The organism is Lysobacter rhizosphaerae, from assembly GCF_054779795.1.
Genome location: NZ_BAAGXO010000007.1, coordinates 733,204 through 750,753, shown reverse-complemented (window position 1 = coordinate 750,753; position 17,550 = coordinate 733,204). Strand labels below are relative to the sequence as shown.

Below are 17,550 nucleotides of genomic sequence, written 5' to 3'. Positions count from 1 at the left end.
GGATCAGGCCTTGCCGCTCTTCTTCGGTTTCAGAGCCTGCGCCAGGTCCTGCTTGCGTGTGAGGGCATCGCTCCAGCGATCGCCCGTGCGGGAGAGCCGTTTTATAACATCGGTCAGGCGGAAGTCGAGTGGATGCGCGGACGCCAATTCTTCCCAGGTCAACGGCATCGATACCGGTGCGCCGGCCACCCCGCGCGGCGAGTACGCGACGTTCAGGGTCTTGCCGCGCACGTTCATGTTGTGGTCCATGAAAATCTTTCCACTACGTTTAGTGACGCTCCACTCCATGGTGATGTCCCTGGGGTGCAGGCGCATGAGGTGGCGGCTGACCAGTTCGGACACGTGGCGGGCGGCGTCGAAGTCGATGGTGCGCTTGATCGGTACGAATACGTGCAGGCCGGTCTTGCCCGAAGTCTTAACGATCGGCTCCAGCTGCATGCCCTGCAGCAGCCCGCGCAGGGCGAATGCGATCTCCTTGCCCTTCTCGAAGGCGATGGTGTTGAGCTCGGGCTCGGCGCCCTTGGCTTCCTTGCCCGAGTAGATGTACGGATCAATGTCGAAGACGACGTAGTCGGGATAATTGAGCACCGAGGCTTCCAGCGACTCGAGCGAACTGGCGTAGTCGGTCGACTTCGACTTCGTATCCGCCGCGACTTTCGCGCGCGAATGCCAGACGTGGAATTCGAGCGTGCCCGACTGCGCCAGCCATAGCAGCGTCGGCAGGTTGTTGCACAGCAGGTATTCGTGCTCCTCGTCCTTGCTGCCGGAGAACACGGTGACCGACTCGACGAAGTCGGGGCGCGCCTGTTCCCAGTGCTTCTGGAAGAAGCGCTGGCCGGTGATGCCATCGGGCATGCGGATCATGGTGAGCGGGCGGTCGGCGAGGTGCGGCAGCATCAACGGCGACACCTGGGCGAGATAGCGCAGGAGATCGCGCTTGGTCAGTGCCGGTTGCTGCAACTCCTCGTCTTCGGGCCAGTAGACACGGTCGAGATTGCTGAGGCGGATGTGGTGCGCGCCGACGCTGAGTTCGAGGTTGTTCTTCTTCGGCTCGAGCTGGTCGAGGATCGCGGTGATCTCGGTGGACGGCGTGGCTCTGGCCTTGCTGGCTTTCGTCGCGCGCACCGTCGCCGTCGCGCCGGCGCGCTGGCGCGGAGAGGGCGATCCGGAGCGGGTGGTTTCGGTGCGATGCACGGTTCTGGGATCGATGTCGTCGCGCAGGCGGACGAAGATCGGCGCCCGCAGGTGCGCATCGTTCGTCCATTCCTGGAAATTCACTTCCGCGACCAAGTCTGGCCGCACCCAGGTGACGGGGCCGTTGACCTCGGGGGTTTCGCTGAACGGGTTCGTTTCGCTGTGCAGCGGCTGCAGCCGCGCCAATACGTGCTTGAGTGCGCGTTCGTCGAAGCCGGAACCCACGCCGGAAGCGAAGCGCAGGGCCTTGCCGTCCCAGTAACCCACCAGCAGGGCGCCCAGCGCGCCACGCGAACCCTTGCCGCGCGTATAGCCGCCGATCACGAATTCCGCGCTGTGCGTCGGCTTGACCTTCAGCCATGCCGACGTGCGCTTGCCGGGCAAGTAACTGCTGTCGGTGCGCTTGCCGATCACGCCTTCGAAACCGCTGGCCAGCGCCGCTTCGTGCATGGCCTCGCCATCGGCGGCGGCGTGCACCAGTTGCACCAGCGGCGAGGGCAGCAGGCACTGGGCGAGATAGCGGCGGCGATCGCGGTACGGCCGCTGGCGCAGATCGATGCCGGCGAAGTGCAACAGATCGAAAGCGAAGAACACGGTCGGCACGTTGCGGTCGGCGGCGGCGATGTCGACCGCGCTCTTCAGCTGGAAGCGGTTCTGCAGCGCGTTGAATGACGGCTTGCCCTGCGGATCGAAGGCGACGATCTCGCCATCGAGGAGCATGCGACCGCCGCCCGCCTGCTGGCGCAGTTCCGCCACGAGCCGGGGAAAGGTCGGGGCCAGTTCCAGCCCGCGCCGCGACTTCAGCTGCACCTGGTCGCCGTCGATGAAGGCGAGCACGCGGTAGCCGTCGAGCTTGGGTTCCCACAGCCAGCCGTCGCGGGTGAACGGCGCGTCGCCGACGTCGGCGAGCATCGGCGCCAGCTTCGCCGGCATCGCGTCCGGTTCGCCGGCGGGCACCAGCTGCGACGCGGGAACGCATGGCGGCGGCGGCAGGAACTTCAGGTCCTTCACCCGCAGGCCCGACAGCACCGAGCGATCCTGCGCGGTGATGTCATCGGTGCCGGCGAAGCGATCCTTGTGTTTGATCAGCAGCCAGCTCTTGGCCTCCTTTGTGCGCACCAGCGCGTAGGAGCCTTTCAGCTTCTCGCCGCGCAGCTGCAGGCTGAGCTTGCCGGCGGCCAGGCCTTCGCGCACGCGGCGCTCGGCTTCCGCGCGGTCATGGAACCAGGTGGCGCCATCACCGCGGTCGTTTTCATCCGGACTGTAGACGCCGCAGTCCCACACGATCACCTCGCCGGCGCCGTACTGCCTGGGTGGGATCACGCCCTCGAACGAGGCGTAGTCGTAGGGATGGTTCTCGACGAACACCGCCATGCGCTTGTCGGCGGGATTGGGCGAGGGTCCCTTCGGCACCGCCCACGAGAACAGCACGCCATCGCATTCGATGCGGAAGTCGTAATGCAGGCGGGTGGCCGCATGCTGCTGCACGACGAACAGCAGCGGCCCGCCGGCATGCGGGGGCTCGGCCGGTGCCGGCTCGGGGGTGGCCTCGAAACGGCGCTTGGCGGAATATTCGCTGAGCTTCGCCATCCGGGTGGTTACCTCAGGAGCGCGACCATGGCAGCACGACGCGTATGGGCAGGTGCGAGCGGCTATTCCTTCAAGGAATGGAAGGGCAGCTTCTATCCCGCGAAGATCAAGCCCGAGGACATGCTTGCCTGGTACGCGCAGCGCCTGCCCACGGTCGAGATCAACAATACCTTCTACCAGATGCCCAAGGCGTCGGTGCTGGAGCACTGGGCCGCGTTGGTGCCGACGGATTTCCGCTTCGCGATCAAGGCGCCGCGCAGGATCACCCACGATGCGCGGTTGAAGGCCGACGCGGCGGCCGATTCGGTGGCTTACCTGTACCGCGTGCTGGAGACGCTGGGCGACAAGCGCGGGCCGGTGCTGTTCCAGCTGCCGCCGGTCCTGAAGCAGGACCTGCCGCGGCTTGGCGAATTCCTGCAGCTGCTACCGGCCGGGCACCAGGCCGCGTTCGAGTTCCGCCACGACAGCTGGTTCGACGACGCGGTGTACGCCGCACTGCAGGCCGCGGGCGCGGCGTTGTGCCTGTCCGAGCGTGAAGACGACCGGCCGCCGCCGCTGGTCGAAACCGCACCTTGGGGCTATCTGCGCCTGCGGCTGGAGGACTACGGCGAGGCCGACTTCGCGCAGTGGGCGGAACGGATCCAGGCCACGGCCTGGGCCGACGTGCACGCGTACTTCATGCACGAGCCCACCGCACCGGCCTATGCGCAGGCATTGCTGGACGCGACCTCGATGCAGGCGGCCACGCCATGAGCCAGGCGCAGTCGTTGAGCATCGCCATCGACGCGGGACAGCAGGTGTCGGGCTTGCTGTTGGCGCCCCCGGAAGCACGCGCCTGTTACGTGTTCGCGCACGGCGCCGGCGCCGGGATGACGCACGCGTTCATGGCCGCGATGGCCTCGGGCCTCGCCACCCGCGGCATCGCCACGCTGCGCTACCAGTTCCCGTACATGGAGCGCGGTTCGCGCCGGCCCGATGTGCCGCGCGTTGCGCAGGCGGCCGTGCGGGCCGCGGTCGCCGAGGTCGCGCGGCGCCTCCCCGCCATGCCGCTGTTCGCCGGCGGCAAGTCGTTTGGCGGCCGCATGACTTCGCAGGCGCAGGCCGCGGGATTGCTGCCCGGGGTCCAGGGCCTGGTGTTCGTGGGTTTTCCACTGCATCCGGCCGGCAAGCCTGCGGATGAGCGCGGTGCGCACCTGTTCGAGGTCAGCGTGCCGATGTTGTTCCTGCAGGGCACTCGCGACGAGCTCGCCGACCTCGACCTGCTGCAGCCGCTGGTGGAACGCCTGGGGGCGCGTGCCGAGCTGCGGCTGTTCGAGCATGCCGACCATTCCTTCCACGTTCCCGCGCGCCTGGGACGCGACGCCGAGGTCATGGCGGCCATGCTCGATGCGTTTGCGGCGTGGGTCGCTGCGCAGGGCGCCTGAGTCACGGCCCTTATATGCGCCGTGGACTAAACTGCGATTTCCCCCCGTAGTGCCCGCGACATGCTCCTCGCCGATCACCTGCCCGCTGCCGCGCTGCCGGCACCGTTCCCACTACTGACGGCCGCAGGCATGCTGGATCCCGCTTCTGCGGACCGCCTGCGCGCGGATTTCCCTCGCTATCGCGGCGCCGGTTTCTTCCCCTATGAGGCTCGCGACTGCGGTCCCGCGATCAATGCGCTGGTGGCCGAGCTGACCGCGCCCGCCTTCGCGGACGTCATCGGCGAGCGCCTGGGCGTGGAGCGCCTGTCGCAGTACCCGCCACTGGTCACGCTCTGCCGCTCGCTCAACCTGCGCCACGGCAACATCCACACCGACAGCCAGTCGAAGATCGTGACGGCGCTGGTGTACCTCAACGCGGAGTGGCCGCACGGCGCGGCGGGATCGCTGCGCTTCCTCGCCAACCAGGCGGATATCGAAGACCAGGTCGCGCCGCAGGTGCTGCCGGTGTACGGCAACGTCGTCGCGTTCCGGCGCGCCGACAACTCCTTCCATGGCCACCTTCCGTTCGAGGGAGACCGCTTCACCATCCAGATCGCATGGCTGGCCGATGTCGCGGCGCTCGCGCGCAAGACCCGGCGCGGGCGCACGTCGCGCGTGATCAAGAAGCTGCTGGGCGGACTGGATCGCTGGTGGAAGCCGCGCGCTGCATGACGCAGTACGCGGCCGCTCAGATCACCCGCAGCGTGATCGCCTTCAGCACCGCGCGGGTGCGATCGCGGGTGTCGAGCTTCTCCAGGATCACCGACACGTAGTTCTTCACCGTGCCTTCGGCGAGGAACAGCGAGCGTGCGATCTCCTTGTTGGAATAGCCGCCGGCGAGCAGGCGCAGGATCGCGACCTCACGTTCGCTGAAGCGTTCCTTGGGTGCGTCCTGCGCCTGGAACTGGTAGCGCGTGCGCACCGCCTCGGTGCTGACCGGCTGCAGCAGGGTATCGCCGCGGGCCACGCGTTCGATGGCGTCGCGCAGGTCCTCCGGCGCCGCGTCCTTGAGCAGGAAACCCTGCGCGCCCGCTTCGGTCGCGCGCAACAGCAATTCGCTGTCGTCGAAGGTGGTGAGCAGCAGCACCGGCGTGGTGTCGCCGCGCTCGCGCAGGCGCTGCAGGGCCTCGATGCCGTCCACGCCCGGCATGCGGATGTCGCTGAGTACGACATCGACCGGTTGCGTGGCGAGCAGCTCGAGCAGGTGCGCGCCGTCGTCGGCTTCGAACACGATTTCGATGCCCTGGCGTTCGAGCAGGGCATGCAGGCCCGCGCGCACGAGGGCCTGGTCGTCGGCGAGGGCGATGCGCAGGGGTGCGGTCATGCGATGCCTTGTGCTGAGAGGTACAAAGCGGTCACAGCGGCAGGCTCGCTTCGATGCGCAGCGCGCCGCGTGCCGTGGTCGACAGCGCCAGTGTGCCGCCGGCGGCGGCGAGGCGTTCGCGCATGCCGGACAGACCATTGCCCTCGCGGATCGCGCCGCGCACGTAGCCGTCGTCTTCGACCTTCACGCTGAGCCGGTTGCCTGCACGCGCCAGTGCCACCCACACGATCCCGGCTTCGGCGTGGCGCGCGCTGTTGGTCATCGCTTCCTGCACCAGGCGCAGCACCGCTTCGGCGACGGCGGGGTCGTTGATGTGCACGTCGTCGTCGATGCGCAACTGCAATGCCGGTCGTGGCATCGGTGCGGCCAACGCGCGCAGCGCGGTGCCCAGGTCGAGGCCGCTGGAGTCGCGCAGGGCCTGCACGACGTTGCGGATGTCGCCGAGCAGTTCGGCGGCCATCTTCTGCGCCACGGTCAGTTCGCGTCGGTCGATGAACGCGGGATCGGTGGCGAGGGCGCGCAGGTTGAGGGTGAGCGCGGTGAGCTTGTGTCCGGCAACGTCGTGCAGTTCGCGCGCAACGCGCAGGCGTTCGGCATCGCGTGCGGAATCGGCGAGCAGGGCGCGCGTCGCCAACAGGTCGGCATTGACCAGGGCGAGGCGGTCGCGCGCGGATTCGGCGCTGACCGCGTAGTAGGCGCACAACGCCGCAAAAGCCTGGAAGCCGGCATAGAGGGCCACGACGGTCAGCGGCGAGGAGGAATGTCCGGCGGAACGCAACATCCAGTACACGACCACGTCGGCGGCCACCACGGCGGCGATTGCGCCGCGCGGCGTCCAGTTCGCGGCAATCTGCGCGGTCCATATCACCAGCAGCACCTGGGCCGTGCCCACGCCCGGGTCGAGCCATACCAGCGCCAGCGCGCAGATCGCCTCCAGCCACAACAGGGCATCGGAGGAGCGCCGATGGCGGTCGCGGACCAGGCCATGTGCGAGCAGTGCCAGCAGATAGAGCAGCAACGCGCACCAGGCGATGACCTGCTGTTCCGGTTTGAACCAGCGCAGTGACAGCGCGACCGCGCCCCAGGTGAACAACCCGGCAACCGTGAATGGATGCAGCATCCCGAGCAGGTGCCTGCGCATTCGCGCGCCGCGCGGCGGGTAGGAGAGAGCTGACGGTGGCATGCGCGCATGCTGCGGCGCGGGGGCCGGCGAGGCAATGCCGCCGGAGCAAGTGGTGACTTCCGGCAGGTCGGGCAACGCAGGCTCGCGGCCGGACCGTGCCACTCGCTGGTGGAGTGCGTGCCGGGTGGCGAGTGGTTGTCGGGTGAACGCCGCTGTCAGACGTCGCCGTCGTTCAACCAGCCCTCGCCGGTGCCGCGGTTGTACACCGTGTCGGTGTCGAGCACGGTCCCGGCGGGAATCGAGTCCTGCTGCGCCAGCTTCGCGTAGATCGGGGTGAAGTCCGGCGTCGTCGCTTCCATCAGCTGCTCGTAGCTGTCGATGACGAAATAGGTCTTCTGGTAGGTATCGATGCGGTAGCGCGTGCGCATGATCCGCTCGAGGTCGAAGCCGATGCGGTTGGGCGCGGCCGATTCCAGGCAATGGATCGATTCGCCCTTCGACGACACGATGCCGCTGCCGTAGATGCGCAGGCCATCGGCCTGCTTGATCAGGCCGAATTCCACCGTGTACCAGTACAGGCGCGTCAGGTTGACCAGCGCGTCCGCACCGATCGCATGCGCCTTCACGCCGCCGCGGCCATAGGCCTGCATGTAGTCGGCGAATACCGGGTTCATCAGCAACGGCACGTGGCCGAACAGGTCGTGGAACAGATCCGGCTCGCTCAGGTAATCGAGCTGCTCCGGCTTGCGGATCCACCACGTCACCGGGAAGCGGCGATGGGCGAGATGGTCGAAGAAAGTGAGTTCGGGCAGCAGGCCTTCGACGCCGACCAGCTCCCAGCCGGTGGTGGCGCGCAGCACCCGGTTGAGGTCGTCGAACTTCGGGATGCGGTCGGGGCTCATCCCCATCGCCCGCTGCTGGCGCAGGAACTCGTCGCTGGCGCGACCGACCAGGATCTGCTGCTGGCGCTCGAACAGGGTCGCCCACACGTCGTGGTCGCTGCTGCTGTAGCTCGCCCAGGGCTGCTCGACCACGGCGGTGGTGTAGACCGGCACGTAACCCTTGTCGGTGAGCTGGTGTTCGACGCGATTGGGGGTGGTGTTCACGGCGCGGGTCCTGGGAAAGGGGGCGGACGGATGGGGTTCCGCCGCATCAGGCACTTTAACGGCCGGCGGACGCAACAGGCTTGCGTTGTTGCGCGGGATAACGCCAACGGCGCATGATTCGTGCGCGTTTAACGAAATACTTGCACCAAACAAGCGGGAAACCCCATGACCGCCGTCAATCTCGACCGCACCGACCTGCAGCTGCTGGCCGAACTACAGGGCAACGGCCGCCAGACCAATGCCGAACTGGCCGAGCGCGTGCACCTGTCGGCCTCGGCCTGCCTGCGCCGGGTGCAGCGGCTGGAACGCGAGGGGGTGATCCGTGGCTATCGCGCCGAAACGGATCCGGAGCGGCTGGGGCTCGGCCTGCAGGCCTTCGTCCGCGTGCAGCTGCGCCAGCACGACGCGGCCTCGATCGCCGCCTTCGCCGACTTCGTCAACCAGTGGGACGAGGTCGTCGCCTGCCACGCGCTCACCGGCGACATGGACTACCTGCTGCAGGTCGCGGTGCGCGACCTCGAGCACTTCTCGCGCTTCCTGCTCGACCGCCTGCTCAACCAGGCCGGCGTCGCCGACGTCAATTCCAGTTTCGTGCTGCGTACGGTCAAGGCATTCCGGGGCCTGCCGCTGCCTACTCGGGGCTGAGCCCCATCAGGACGAAGCCCACCAGGACGACGAGCCAGAGCAGGCCGCCCGGCACCATCCATGCCCAATTGGCCCAGGTGAAGTGGCGATTGGATTCTCCATCCGGCTCGTTGCAGGCCAGGTTCGCTGCGGCTTGGATGCGCCACAGGCTGTAGCCGATGGGTAACAGTGACAGTAGGTTGAGGAGGTCGGTTATTGGCGCACCGATGTCGTTGCTGGCAAGGCGGCCGCACACGGAACCAATGACCGCCGCTGCCACGTAGGTCGTGGCGAGGGAGTGAGGTGACCAGGCGATCCTTGCGCCCGCGCCTGACAGCGCCTGTTGGATCCGCTCTGTAAGCGAATGGGCGAAGAAGATCGGGAAGATGGAGCGGCCCGCCGCCGACAGCTTCACCCGGTGGCGTGCGCGATAACGGGACCAATGCTTGTAGAACCAGAACAGCTGGTAAGCGCCGAACGTTAGGACGAACAACACCAGGAACTTGGTCCTGGACACCACGTAGAACTCCGGCGCGCGCGTGACCGCGACGACGACGTTTGACGCCGGTGGCGCGTAGACGTTTCCTTCCATGATTCTTCCTGGGATGACTGGCTGGCTTCGCATCGATCAGGCGCGCAAGCGTGACGCAACGTTGTATGGCGCGCAAAGCATAAAGAAACGGCCACCGAAGTGGCCGTTTCCGCGTCACACAGGCACGCAGCAATCAGAAGCGGTACTCGCCACCGACAGCGAGCGTGTCGGCATCGACATCGACGCCATCGAAGCCGGCCTTGTGGTAGGTGTAGTTCAGGCTCACGCCGAACGATTCGTTGAAGTCGTAACCGCCACCCACGCCGAAGTAGAACTCGGTGGAGTTCTCGCTGCTCGAACCGAAGGCGTCGTCGGCGTCGCCCTGGACGATTTCGAGGCCGGCGCGGCCGTCAATGAAGAAGCCGCTGTCGTTGACACCGAAGTTCTTCTTGCCGAGGACGCCGACGCCAAAGCTGTTGAGCTTGAGCTGGGCGCCGTTGTCCTTCTTGTCGTAGAGGTTGTTGTACGAAGCCTCGACGGCGAAGTTGTTGGTGAAGTAATAGCCGCCACGCACCGTGAACGAGGTATCAGAGTCGCTGGCCGAGCCGAAGCCGTTGATATCGAAATCGGCTTCGGTGCGACCGACTTCCGCACCCACGAAGCCTTGGCCTTCAGCCGCCATCGCGACGGTGGACAGCGAGGCCAGCACCAGTGCGCACGAAAGAACCAGAATCTTCTTCATCATCTTTATCCGTAAGAGTTAGCCCCTACTGGGCGGGCCAGAGGTTGCGGCGTTGCCCTTGGATTTGTCAAATTTATGTTAAACGCTGAGTGAATCGACCCGGCGCTGCCGGTGGGCGCAAGCGGCGGCATTGCGCCGCCTCAGTCCGGGCGACGGAAGCGCAGCACCACGCCGCGTTGTTCGTCATCGGGTGCCGGCCGTTGCCACAGCACGGGTACATCCTGTGGCGCGCCAGGTTCGAGTTCATCGTGTCCACGCTGGGCTGCCAGGGCCGCGGCTTCCTCTTCCAGTTCCCAGCTGTAGCGGCGCCGCGGCGGCACGGGGTCGCTGCGGCGGAACAGCCACGCTGCCAACAGTCCGGCCGCCGCGCCACCGAGGTGCGCCTGCCAGGACACACCGGCTTCGCGCGGCAATACCGTCAGCAGCATGCCGCCGTAGAGGAAGAAGGCGATCATCGCCGCCGCCACCGCCGGTCGGTCGCGGCGTAGCAGGCCGAGCCCGAACACCAGGAACATCAGTCCGTGGCCGAGGCCGCTGGCGCCCAGATGGTGCGAGCCGGCTTCACCCAGCGCCCAGGCCCCGAGTCCGGACCCCAGCCAGAGCAACGGCAGGGCCCGCACCGTCGCGCGCGGGTAGACCGCACCGGCGAGGGTGCCCAGCAGCAGCAGCGAAATCGCGTTGGCGGCGAAGTGCTCGAGCGAGCCATGCAGCAGCGGCGCGGTCAGCACCCCGCGCAGGCCGGCCAGGACGTGCGGCTGCACCGTCCACCGCTCGACGTCGAACGTGCCCTGGGCGAAGAACACCGCCGCCAGCACGAGGACGAAGGCGAAGCTCAGGTTGAAGGCGCGCAACAGCCGGCGGCGGTCGTGCGCGCGCTGGGCCGGCGTGTCGGCGGGCAACTCGGGAGTGGGCAGGTGCATGCCTAAGCAGTGGCGACCGCGGGACCGCGATGCAAGGGCGGAGGGGCGGGACATTGAATCCCGCGGCTTAAGCACCCCTCATCCGGCGCTACGCGCCACCTTCTCCCCGCAAGCGGGGAGAAGGACGCCGAGTGCGTAAAATGCGGCGATGAATACCCCCGAACCGTACCCGATCGTCCGTCTCAAGAACGCCTGGAACTCCACCCATCCCTGGATCTTCCAGCGCCTGGTCGACAAGCCCGCGACGCGGCCCAAGTCCGGCCAGATCGTCGACGTGGTCGGCGTGGACGGGGTCTGGATCGGGCGCGGCTTCTACAACGGCCACTCGCGCATCGCCCTGCGCATGCTCGAGCGCGAGCCCGATGTCGACGTCGACGCCGCCTGGTTCGCACGCAAGATCGCCGAGGCGGTGCAGCTGCGCCGCGACATCCTCAAGCTCGACCAGATCAGCAATGCCTGGCGCGTCGTGCACAGCGAGGGCGACGGCATCAGCGGCCTGGTCGTGGACCGCTACGACGACCTGGTCGTAGTCGAGTTCTTCAGCGCCGGCGCGTTCCGCTACCGCGAGTGGATCTACGCCGCGCTGCGTGCGCAGTTCCCCGGCTGCCGTTTCCACGCCTCCGCCGACGAACACGTGCAGAAGCAGGAGTCGTTCGACTTCCGCGGCACCGAACCGGCGCAGCCGGCGGTGATCAGCGAGTACGGGGTGAAGTTCCGCGCCGACCCGGCCGGCGCGCACAAGACCGGCTTCTTCGCCGACCAGCGCGAGAACCGGCAATGGCTGTCGCAGCAGGTCGAAGGCAAGCGCGTGCTCGACCTGTGCTGCAATACCGGTGGCTTCGCGGTGTACTCGGCGGTGCGCGGCGCCAGCGAAGTGGTCGGCATCGACATCGACGAGGCGGTGATCGACATCGCCAAGGGCAATGCCAAGCTCAACAACGTGCGACCGCGCTTCATCCAGGCCGACATCTTCCCGTGGCTGCGCGACGCCGCCAACGCCGGCGAGCAGTTCGACGTGGTGATCCTCGACCCGGCCAAGATGACCCGCGATCGCGAGCAGGTGATCAACGCGCTGAAGAAGTACCTCGACATGAACAAGCTCGCGCTCGGCGTGGTAAAGCCGGGCGGACTGTTCGCGACGTTCTCCTGCACCGGCCTGGTCAGCGAGGAGCAGTTCCTAGACATGCTGCGCCGCGCCGCGTTCTACGCCGGGCGCACGGTGCAGGTGCTGAAGGTGTCCGGCGCCGGCCCGGACCACCCGTTCCTCGCCCAGGTGCAGGAGTCGCGCTACCTCAAGGCGGTGTTCTGCCGCGTGCTGGACTGAGGCAAACCGTGCTGCTGGGCGGGTCGCCCGGCAGCGCTAAAACCAGCAGCGCTAAAATCGGCGCATGTCCCAGCGCAAGCCCATCGATGCCTACCTCAAGCCCGCCGGCGGCTGGGACGCGCTGAAGAGTTCGTGGCACGCGCTGCACGAGCAACAGGTGGTGATGAAGGGCGCCAGCACGCTGCTGCGCACCAACCAGCCCGCCGGCTTCGATTGCCCGGGTTGCGCCTGGCCCGATCGCAACAAGCACTCGACTTTCGAGTTCTGCGAAAACGGTGTGAAGGCGGTCGCCAACGAGGCCACCAGCAAGCGCGTCACCCGCGAGTTCTTTGCCGCGCACACCGTGGCGCAGCTGGCGCAGCACGACGACCATTTCCTCGAGGCGCAGGGGCGTCTCACCGAGCCGATGCAGTACGACGCGGGCAGCGACCGCTACGTGCCGATCGGCTGGGATGCGGCCTTCGCCACGATCGCGACGGCACTGAACGCATTGGCCTCGCCCGACGAGGCGATCTTCTACACCTCCGGGCGCGCCTCCAACGAGGCGGCCTTCCTGTACCAGTTGTTCGTGCGCGAGTACGGCACCAACAACCTGCCCGACTGCTCGAACATGTGCCACGAGCCCTCGGGCGTGGCTCTTACCGAGCAGTTTGGCAGCGGCAAGGGTTCGGTATTGCTGGAGGATTTCGAACTCGCCGAGGCGATCTTCATCTTCGGCCAGAACCCCGGCACCAACCATCCGCGCATGCTCGGCGAACTGCGCGAGGCGGCCAAGCGCGGCTGTCGCATCGTCGCCTTCAATCCGCTGCGCGAGCGCGGACTGGAGCGCTTCGCCAATCCGCAGGTTCCCGCCGACATGCTGCCGGGCGGCCAGGGCGTGCGCATCGCCTCCGACTACTTCCAACCGCGCATCGGCGGCGATCTCGCCGTGGCGATGGCGTTGGCGAAGGTGGTGGTCGAGCGCGATGCGGTCGATCGTGAGTTCATCTCCGCGCACACGCGCGGTTTCGATGCCTTCGCCGCCAGCGTCCGCGCGGCGCGCTGGGACGAGCTCGAGCGTGAGTCCGGCCTGACCCGCGCGCAGCTCGAGCACGCCGCGCAGATATACATCGACAGCAACGCCAGCATCCTGTGCTGGGGCATGGGCATCACCCAGCACCACCGCAGCGTCGCCACCATCCAGATGCTTGGCAACCTGCTGCTGCTGCGCGGCAACGTGGGCAAGCCCGGCGCAGGGCCGTGCCCGGTGCGCGGGCATTCCAACGTGCAGGGCGACCGCACGATGGGCATCTACGAGAAGCCAACGGACGCGTTTCTCGACAGCCTCGGCGCCGAATTCGGCTTCGCGCCGCCGCGCGCGCACGGCTTCGACACGTTGGATGCGATCGCGGCGATGCGCGACGGCCGCGGCAAGGTGTTCTTCGCCCTCGGCGGCAACTTCGCCACCGCCACGCCCGACACCGCGCAGACCCAGGCCGCGCTGCGCAACTGCGGGCTCACCGTGCACGTCAGCACCAAGCTCAATCGTTCGCACCTGGTGCACGGCCGCGCCGCGCTGATCCTGCCGTGCCTGGGCCGCACCGAGATCGACCTGCAGGCCGCTGGCCCGCAGGCGGTGACGGTCGAGGACTCGATGAGCATGGTGCACCTGTCGGCGGGCATGAACGCGCCAGCGTCAGAGCTGCTGTTGTCGGAACCGGCGATCGTCGCGCGCCTCGCCGCGGCGACACTGCCGCGCAGCCGCACGCCATGGCTGGCGCTGGTCGAGGACTACGACCGCATCCGCGACCGCATCGCGCGCGTGGTCGACGGCTTCGAAGGGTTCAATCAGCGTGTGCGCACCGCGGGCGGTTTCCACCTCCACCATCCCAACCGCGAGCGCGCGTTTCCCACCCGCGACGGCGCGGCGCGATTCTTCGTGCATCCGCTGACGGCCGCGACCGGCATGGACGCGGCGTTGCTGACGCTGATGACGGTGCGATCGCACGACCAGTACAACACCACCGTGTATGGGTTCGACGACCGCTATCGCGGCGTGCACGGCCTGCGCAAGGTGTGCTTCATCTCGCGCGAGGACCTGCAGCGGCATGGCTTCGCCGATGGCGAGCTGGTCGACATCGTGTCGGTGTGGAACGAAGGCGGCCGTGTGCAGGAACGCGAAGTGCACGGCTTCCGCCTGGTCGAATACGACATCCCGGCCGGGTGCCTGGCCGCGTACTTCCCTGAAACCAATCCGCTGGTGCCGCTGGAGAGCTACGCCGAACGCGCGCGCACGCCGGCGTCGAAGTCGATCCCGGTGCGCTTGCGCAAGGCCGCCGCGCCGTGAGCGAGGAACGCGCGCTCGCCCTGCTGCAACTGTTGGCCGCGGAGGACGGGCAATCGATCCACCGCGTCGCCAAGCGCCTGGAGCTGAGCCTGAGCGAACTGCAGCGCCTGCTCACCGCGCTCGGCCCGGATCCGCGCTTCGATGGCCTCGACCTGGTCGAGCAACGCGTGGAGGGCGAGCGCACCCTGCTGTGGTTGACCGACAAGGGACGGCGCCTGTGCGCGACGGCCTGAACGATGCACTGGCGACGGTGCGCGCGCTGCGCGTGCAGGCCGACGCGCGCGAGGCACGCGAGGACGCGGCGGTGGTCGAGGCGCCGGTCGCGCTGCTCTACAACGGCCTGTCCTTCGCGGTGATGATGGCCACGCCCTGCGACCTCGAGGATTTCGCCCTCGGCTTCGCATTGAGCGAAGGCATCGTGGCATCGGACAAGGAGTTCAACCTGGTCGACAACGTGCGCGGCGAGACGGGCGTGGCCCTGCACGCGGCGATTCCGCAGGCGCGCTACGACGCCCTGCAAGAGCGACGGCGCAACCTCGCGGGCCGCAGCGGCTGCGGCCTGTGCGGCGTGGAAGCACTGCAGGACGCGCAACGTCCGGTGCCGCGCGTGCCGGAGCCGCAGGCGGTGTCCTTGGCGCAGATCCGCGCCGCGCTGGCCACGTTGGCCACGCAGCAGCCTTTGAATGCACGCAGCGGCGGTGTCCACGCCGCCGGCTTCGCCCATGCGCAGGGCTTGCTGGTGCGCGAGGACGTGGGCCGCCACAACGCATTGGACAAGCTGATCGGCGCGATAGTGCGCGCGGGGCTCGATCCAACGAGCGGTTTCCTCGTCATCACCTCGCGTGCGTCCTACGAGATCGTGCACAAGGCGGCGATGGCCGGCATCGGGATAGTGATAGCGATCTCCGCGCCCACCGACCTGGCGATCCGCACCGCCACGGCGGCCGGCATAACCCTGGCCGCGTTCGCGCGCGGCGATGCGCTCAACCTCTACAACGCGCCCGAGCGGGTCCTGCCGTAGCCGCGATCAGGCGGCCTCAGCCACGCAGGTCGCTTACTTCGAGCGGCCGTCGTAGTGGTGCACCGGCACCGCGTCGAGGTCGATGTCGGTAAGGCAGCGGATGTTGATCGCCGCCATCGCGTTGCCCTGGGGATCACGGCCCTCGCCGAAGGGATGGATGCCGCAGGTGGCGCAGAAGTGGTGCTGGATCACGTGGCGGTTGAAGGTGTACGTCGACAGCGCGTCCGCGCCCGTCGTCACCCGCAACTGCGCGCGTGGCACGAACCACAAGAGGGAACCCTTGCGCTGGCACATCGAGCAGTTGCAGGCCATCGCGCCGTCGATGTCGCCATCCACTTCGAATGCCACCTTGCCGCAGTGACAGCTGCCTTGATGCGTCGTCATCGTGTCGCTCCTTGGGGGTCGGGTCGCGCAAGCATACGGTGCCGGCACGACACCTGCGGGTCAGTGCGCAGGTCAATGCGTGGGTCCGGCCGCCATCACCGCGTCGCGCCTGGCCTTGTATTCGCTGCCGCGCAGCCAGTCCGGGAATGCCTCGCTTTCGGCGAGGCGATAACCCACGGCGAAGGCGAAGCGGGTCACGTCCACCGCACCCTCGTAGTTCCAGTCGCGCTTGATGGTGTCGTCGACCTGGTGGTAGTCGTTGTACGGCACGCCCGGGCTCATGCGTTCGCGGGGGCTGCCGGTGTCGCGGATGATGCCGGTCAGGTTCTGGCTGCCGCGGGCGAAGTAGAGACTGGGCACGCCGCCCAATGCGAACGCGTAGGCGTCCTGGCGTTGGTTGGCGCCCTCCCAGGGCGCCGGGTCGGGTGACACGGTCCGGTGCAGGGCGGCGGCGACCGTGCGCAGGAGCGGGTCCATGCTGGTCTCGCCAAGACCGACCACCCGGATGTCGCGCGTGGTCGCCCAGAAGCCGATCACGTCGAGATTCAGGTCCACCACGGTGCGCGATAGCGGATACAGCGCATTGGCCACGTAATGGCGCGCGCCGAGCAGGCCCTGCTCTTCCGCGGTGGTCGCCATGAACAGCACCGACCGCGCCGGTGGTTGCGGCAGCCGGCGCCATGCCTTGGCGATCTCGAGCATCGCGGCGACGCCGGAGGCGTTGTCGACGGCCCCGTTGTAGATCTGGTCGCCGGCGAGGCGCGGATCCCTGCCGAGGTGGTCCCAGTGCGCGGTATAGATGATGACTTCGTCGCTGCGTGCGCCTTCGCGACCGTCGATACGGGCCACCACGTTGTGCGACACCACGTCGCGGAACGTGTTGCTGACGTCGAAGCTGGCCGTCGCGTCGAGCGCGACCGGGCGGAAATCGCGTTGCTGCGCGCGCTTGCGCAGTGCTTCGAAGTCGTACCCCGCCATCCGCACCAGCTGGCGGACGTGGGCGATCGGCATCATCGCCTCGAACTGCAGGCGCGGCGCGGGATCGTCGCGCAGCTGCAGGTGCTCGCGGCCGGCGTCGGTGCGCGCCAGTGCGAACTCCCAACCCGCGTGCGCTGCCTCGTGCACGATGATCATCGCGGCCGCGCCCTTTTCCGCGGCGAGGGTCCGCTTGTAGCGGTTGGAGGCGTAAGTGGTCTTGATGGCGCCGCGAAACAGCGCGGGATCGAGCCTGGGGCCGCCGAGCTGGGGATCGTTCATCAGCACGACCACCGTCTTGCCGTGCACGTCGACGTCCTTGTAATCGTCCCAGCCGAACTCCGGCGCGACCACGCCATAGCCCACGAACACCAGCGGCGAGTCCTGCACCACCACGCGGGACTGCGGCAGCGCCGAGCTGCCGACGAAGTCCTGCGTGGGCACCAGGTCCAGGCGCTGTCCCTTCACCTCCAGGTGCAGTTGCGGCTGCGACGTGATTCCGATCAGGGGCACGTCCTGCACGTAGCTGCCGTCCGGATTGCCCGGCGCGAGCCCGAGCTGGCGGAAGGTCTCGGTCAGGTAGCGCACGCTGAGCTCCTCGCCGTGCGTGCCGGGCGCGCGGCCCTCGAACGCATCGGACGACAGCACCTGGATGTGATGGCGCAGCTCGGTATCCTTGATGCTGCGCAGCGCCTCGGGATCGGGCAGGACGCCGGCGTTATCGGCCGCCAGCACGGACACTGCCACCAGCGCCGCGGCGAGGCCGGCCAGGCGCGGGCGATTTCGCGTGGGACGCATGGCGCGCTCCTGGAAAACACCACGGCCAATGTAAACCGCCGGCAGTGGCGGACTTGTGCATTTCGTGCGCCTGCCGCGCGCGCAGTCGCAGGAATTGCGAAGCC

17 protein-coding genes are annotated in these 17,550 nt (G+C 67.8%); 8 read left to right on the top strand and 9 right to left on the bottom strand.

Annotation, left to right across the window (positions count from 1 at the left end; translation table 11 throughout):
• Positions 1-3 precede the first annotated feature (3 nt).
• Complete coding sequence (ligD, locus tag ACYVGE_RS12390; protein ID WP_460730304.1) at positions 4-2,784, bottom strand: DNA ligase D; 2,781 nt, start codon at positions 2,782-2,784, stop codon at positions 4-6.
• A 27-nt stretch (positions 2,785-2,811) separates the two neighbouring features.
• Here ligD and ACYVGE_RS12385 point away from each other — a divergent pair, with 27 nt between their 5' ends.
• Genes ACYVGE_RS12385 through ACYVGE_RS12375 form a run of 3 tightly spaced genes read left to right on the top strand, consistent with a single transcriptional unit; the run spans position 2,812 to position 4,919 of the window.
• Complete coding sequence (locus tag ACYVGE_RS12385; protein ID WP_460730302.1) at positions 2,812-3,537, top strand: DUF72 domain-containing protein; 726 nt, start codon at positions 2,812-2,814, stop codon at positions 3,535-3,537.
• Positions 3,534-4,208: an alpha/beta hydrolase family protein gene (locus tag ACYVGE_RS12380; protein ID WP_460730300.1), complete on the top strand. Its 675-nt coding sequence runs from the start codon at positions 3,534-3,536 to the stop codon at positions 4,206-4,208. The genes ACYVGE_RS12385 and ACYVGE_RS12380 overlap by 4 nt, the downstream gene beginning before the upstream one ends.
• Positions 4,209-4,268: 60 nt before the next feature.
• Positions 4,269-4,919, top strand: a complete 651-nt coding sequence (locus ACYVGE_RS12375; RefSeq protein WP_460730298.1) for a 2OG-Fe(II) oxygenase — start codon at positions 4,269-4,271, stop codon at positions 4,917-4,919.
• Between the two features lie 16 nt (positions 4,920-4,935).
• Here the strand turns inward: ACYVGE_RS12375 and ACYVGE_RS12370 are convergent, their stop codons facing one another.
• From ACYVGE_RS12370 to phhA, 3 genes are all read right to left on the bottom strand, one after another.
• Complete coding sequence (locus ACYVGE_RS12370) at positions 4,936-5,571, bottom strand: response regulator transcription factor (protein ID WP_460730296.1); 636 nt, start codon at positions 5,569-5,571, stop codon at positions 4,936-4,938.
• Positions 5,572-5,602: 31 nt separating this feature from the next.
• The gene (locus ACYVGE_RS12365; protein ID WP_460730578.1) at positions 5,603-6,712 is read right to left on the bottom strand and encodes a sensor histidine kinase; all 1,110 of its coding nucleotides are present in this window, start codon (positions 6,710-6,712) and stop codon (positions 5,603-5,605) included.
• Between the two features lie 197 nt (positions 6,713-6,909).
• Entirely contained in the window at positions 6,910-7,800 is an 891-nt protein-coding gene (gene phhA, locus ACYVGE_RS12360) for a phenylalanine 4-monooxygenase (RefSeq protein ID WP_460730294.1), read from the bottom strand.
• A 165-nt stretch (positions 7,801-7,965) separates the two neighbouring features.
• Here phhA and ACYVGE_RS12355 point away from each other — a divergent pair, with 165 nt between their 5' ends.
• Entirely contained in the window at positions 7,966-8,445 is a 480-nt protein-coding gene (locus ACYVGE_RS12355; protein ID WP_460730292.1) for an Lrp/AsnC family transcriptional regulator, read from the top strand.
• Here ACYVGE_RS12355 and ACYVGE_RS12350 read toward each other — a convergent pair.
• The 3 genes from ACYVGE_RS12350 to ACYVGE_RS12340 all read right to left on the bottom strand — a co-directional run bounded on the left by ACYVGE_RS12350 (position 8,432) and on the right by ACYVGE_RS12340 (position 10,618).
• Entirely contained in the window at positions 8,432-9,016 is a 585-nt protein-coding gene (locus tag ACYVGE_RS12350) for a hypothetical protein (RefSeq protein ID WP_460730290.1), read from the bottom strand. The genes ACYVGE_RS12355 and ACYVGE_RS12350 overlap by 14 nt on opposite strands.
• Positions 9,017-9,149: 133 nt before the next feature.
• Complete coding sequence (locus tag ACYVGE_RS12345; RefSeq protein ID WP_460730288.1) at positions 9,150-9,698, bottom strand: porin family protein; 549 nt, start codon at positions 9,696-9,698, stop codon at positions 9,150-9,152.
• Positions 9,699-9,838: 140 nt separating this feature from the next.
• Positions 9,839-10,618, bottom strand: coding sequence for a rhomboid family intramembrane serine protease (locus ACYVGE_RS12340; RefSeq protein WP_460730286.1), 780 nt, complete (start codon positions 10,616-10,618; stop codon positions 9,839-9,841).
• 148 nt (positions 10,619-10,766) lie between these two features.
• On the opposite strand from ACYVGE_RS12340, the gene ACYVGE_RS12335 reads away from it, so the two are divergent.
• The 4 genes from ACYVGE_RS12335 to fdhD all read left to right on the top strand — a co-directional run bounded on the left by ACYVGE_RS12335 (position 10,767) and on the right by fdhD (position 15,289).
• Positions 10,767-11,942 carry a class I SAM-dependent rRNA methyltransferase gene (locus ACYVGE_RS12335; protein WP_460730284.1) on the top strand — a complete coding sequence of 392 codons (1,176 nt, stop codon included), beginning with the start codon at positions 10,767-10,769 and terminating at the stop codon, positions 11,940-11,942.
• Between the two features lie 64 nt (positions 11,943-12,006).
• Positions 12,007-14,268 carry an FdhF/YdeP family oxidoreductase gene (locus ACYVGE_RS12330; RefSeq protein ID WP_460730282.1) on the top strand — a complete coding sequence of 754 codons (2,262 nt, stop codon included), beginning with the start codon at positions 12,007-12,009 and terminating at the stop codon, positions 14,266-14,268.
• Positions 14,265-14,501, top strand: coding sequence for a helix-turn-helix domain-containing protein (locus ACYVGE_RS12325; RefSeq protein WP_310054835.1), 237 nt, complete (start codon positions 14,265-14,267; stop codon positions 14,499-14,501). Before ACYVGE_RS12330 ends, ACYVGE_RS12325 begins: the two co-directional genes overlap by 4 nt.
• A complete protein-coding gene (fdhD, locus tag ACYVGE_RS12320; protein ID WP_460730280.1) occupies positions 14,486-15,289 on the top strand; it encodes a formate dehydrogenase accessory sulfurtransferase FdhD in 804 nt (267 codons plus the stop codon). Before ACYVGE_RS12325 ends, fdhD begins: the two co-directional genes overlap by 16 nt.
• A gap of 33 nt (positions 15,290-15,322) precedes the next feature.
• Here the strand turns inward: fdhD and ACYVGE_RS12315 are convergent, their stop codons facing one another.
• Positions 15,323-15,673, bottom strand: coding sequence for a GFA family protein (locus ACYVGE_RS12315; RefSeq protein ID WP_310054830.1), 351 nt, complete (start codon positions 15,671-15,673; stop codon positions 15,323-15,325).
• A 72-nt stretch (positions 15,674-15,745) separates the two neighbouring features.
• Complete coding sequence (locus ACYVGE_RS12310) at positions 15,746-17,446, bottom strand: M20/M25/M40 family metallo-hydrolase (protein WP_460730277.1); 1,701 nt, start codon at positions 17,444-17,446, stop codon at positions 15,746-15,748.
• Positions 17,447-17,550: the final 104 nt, after the last annotated feature.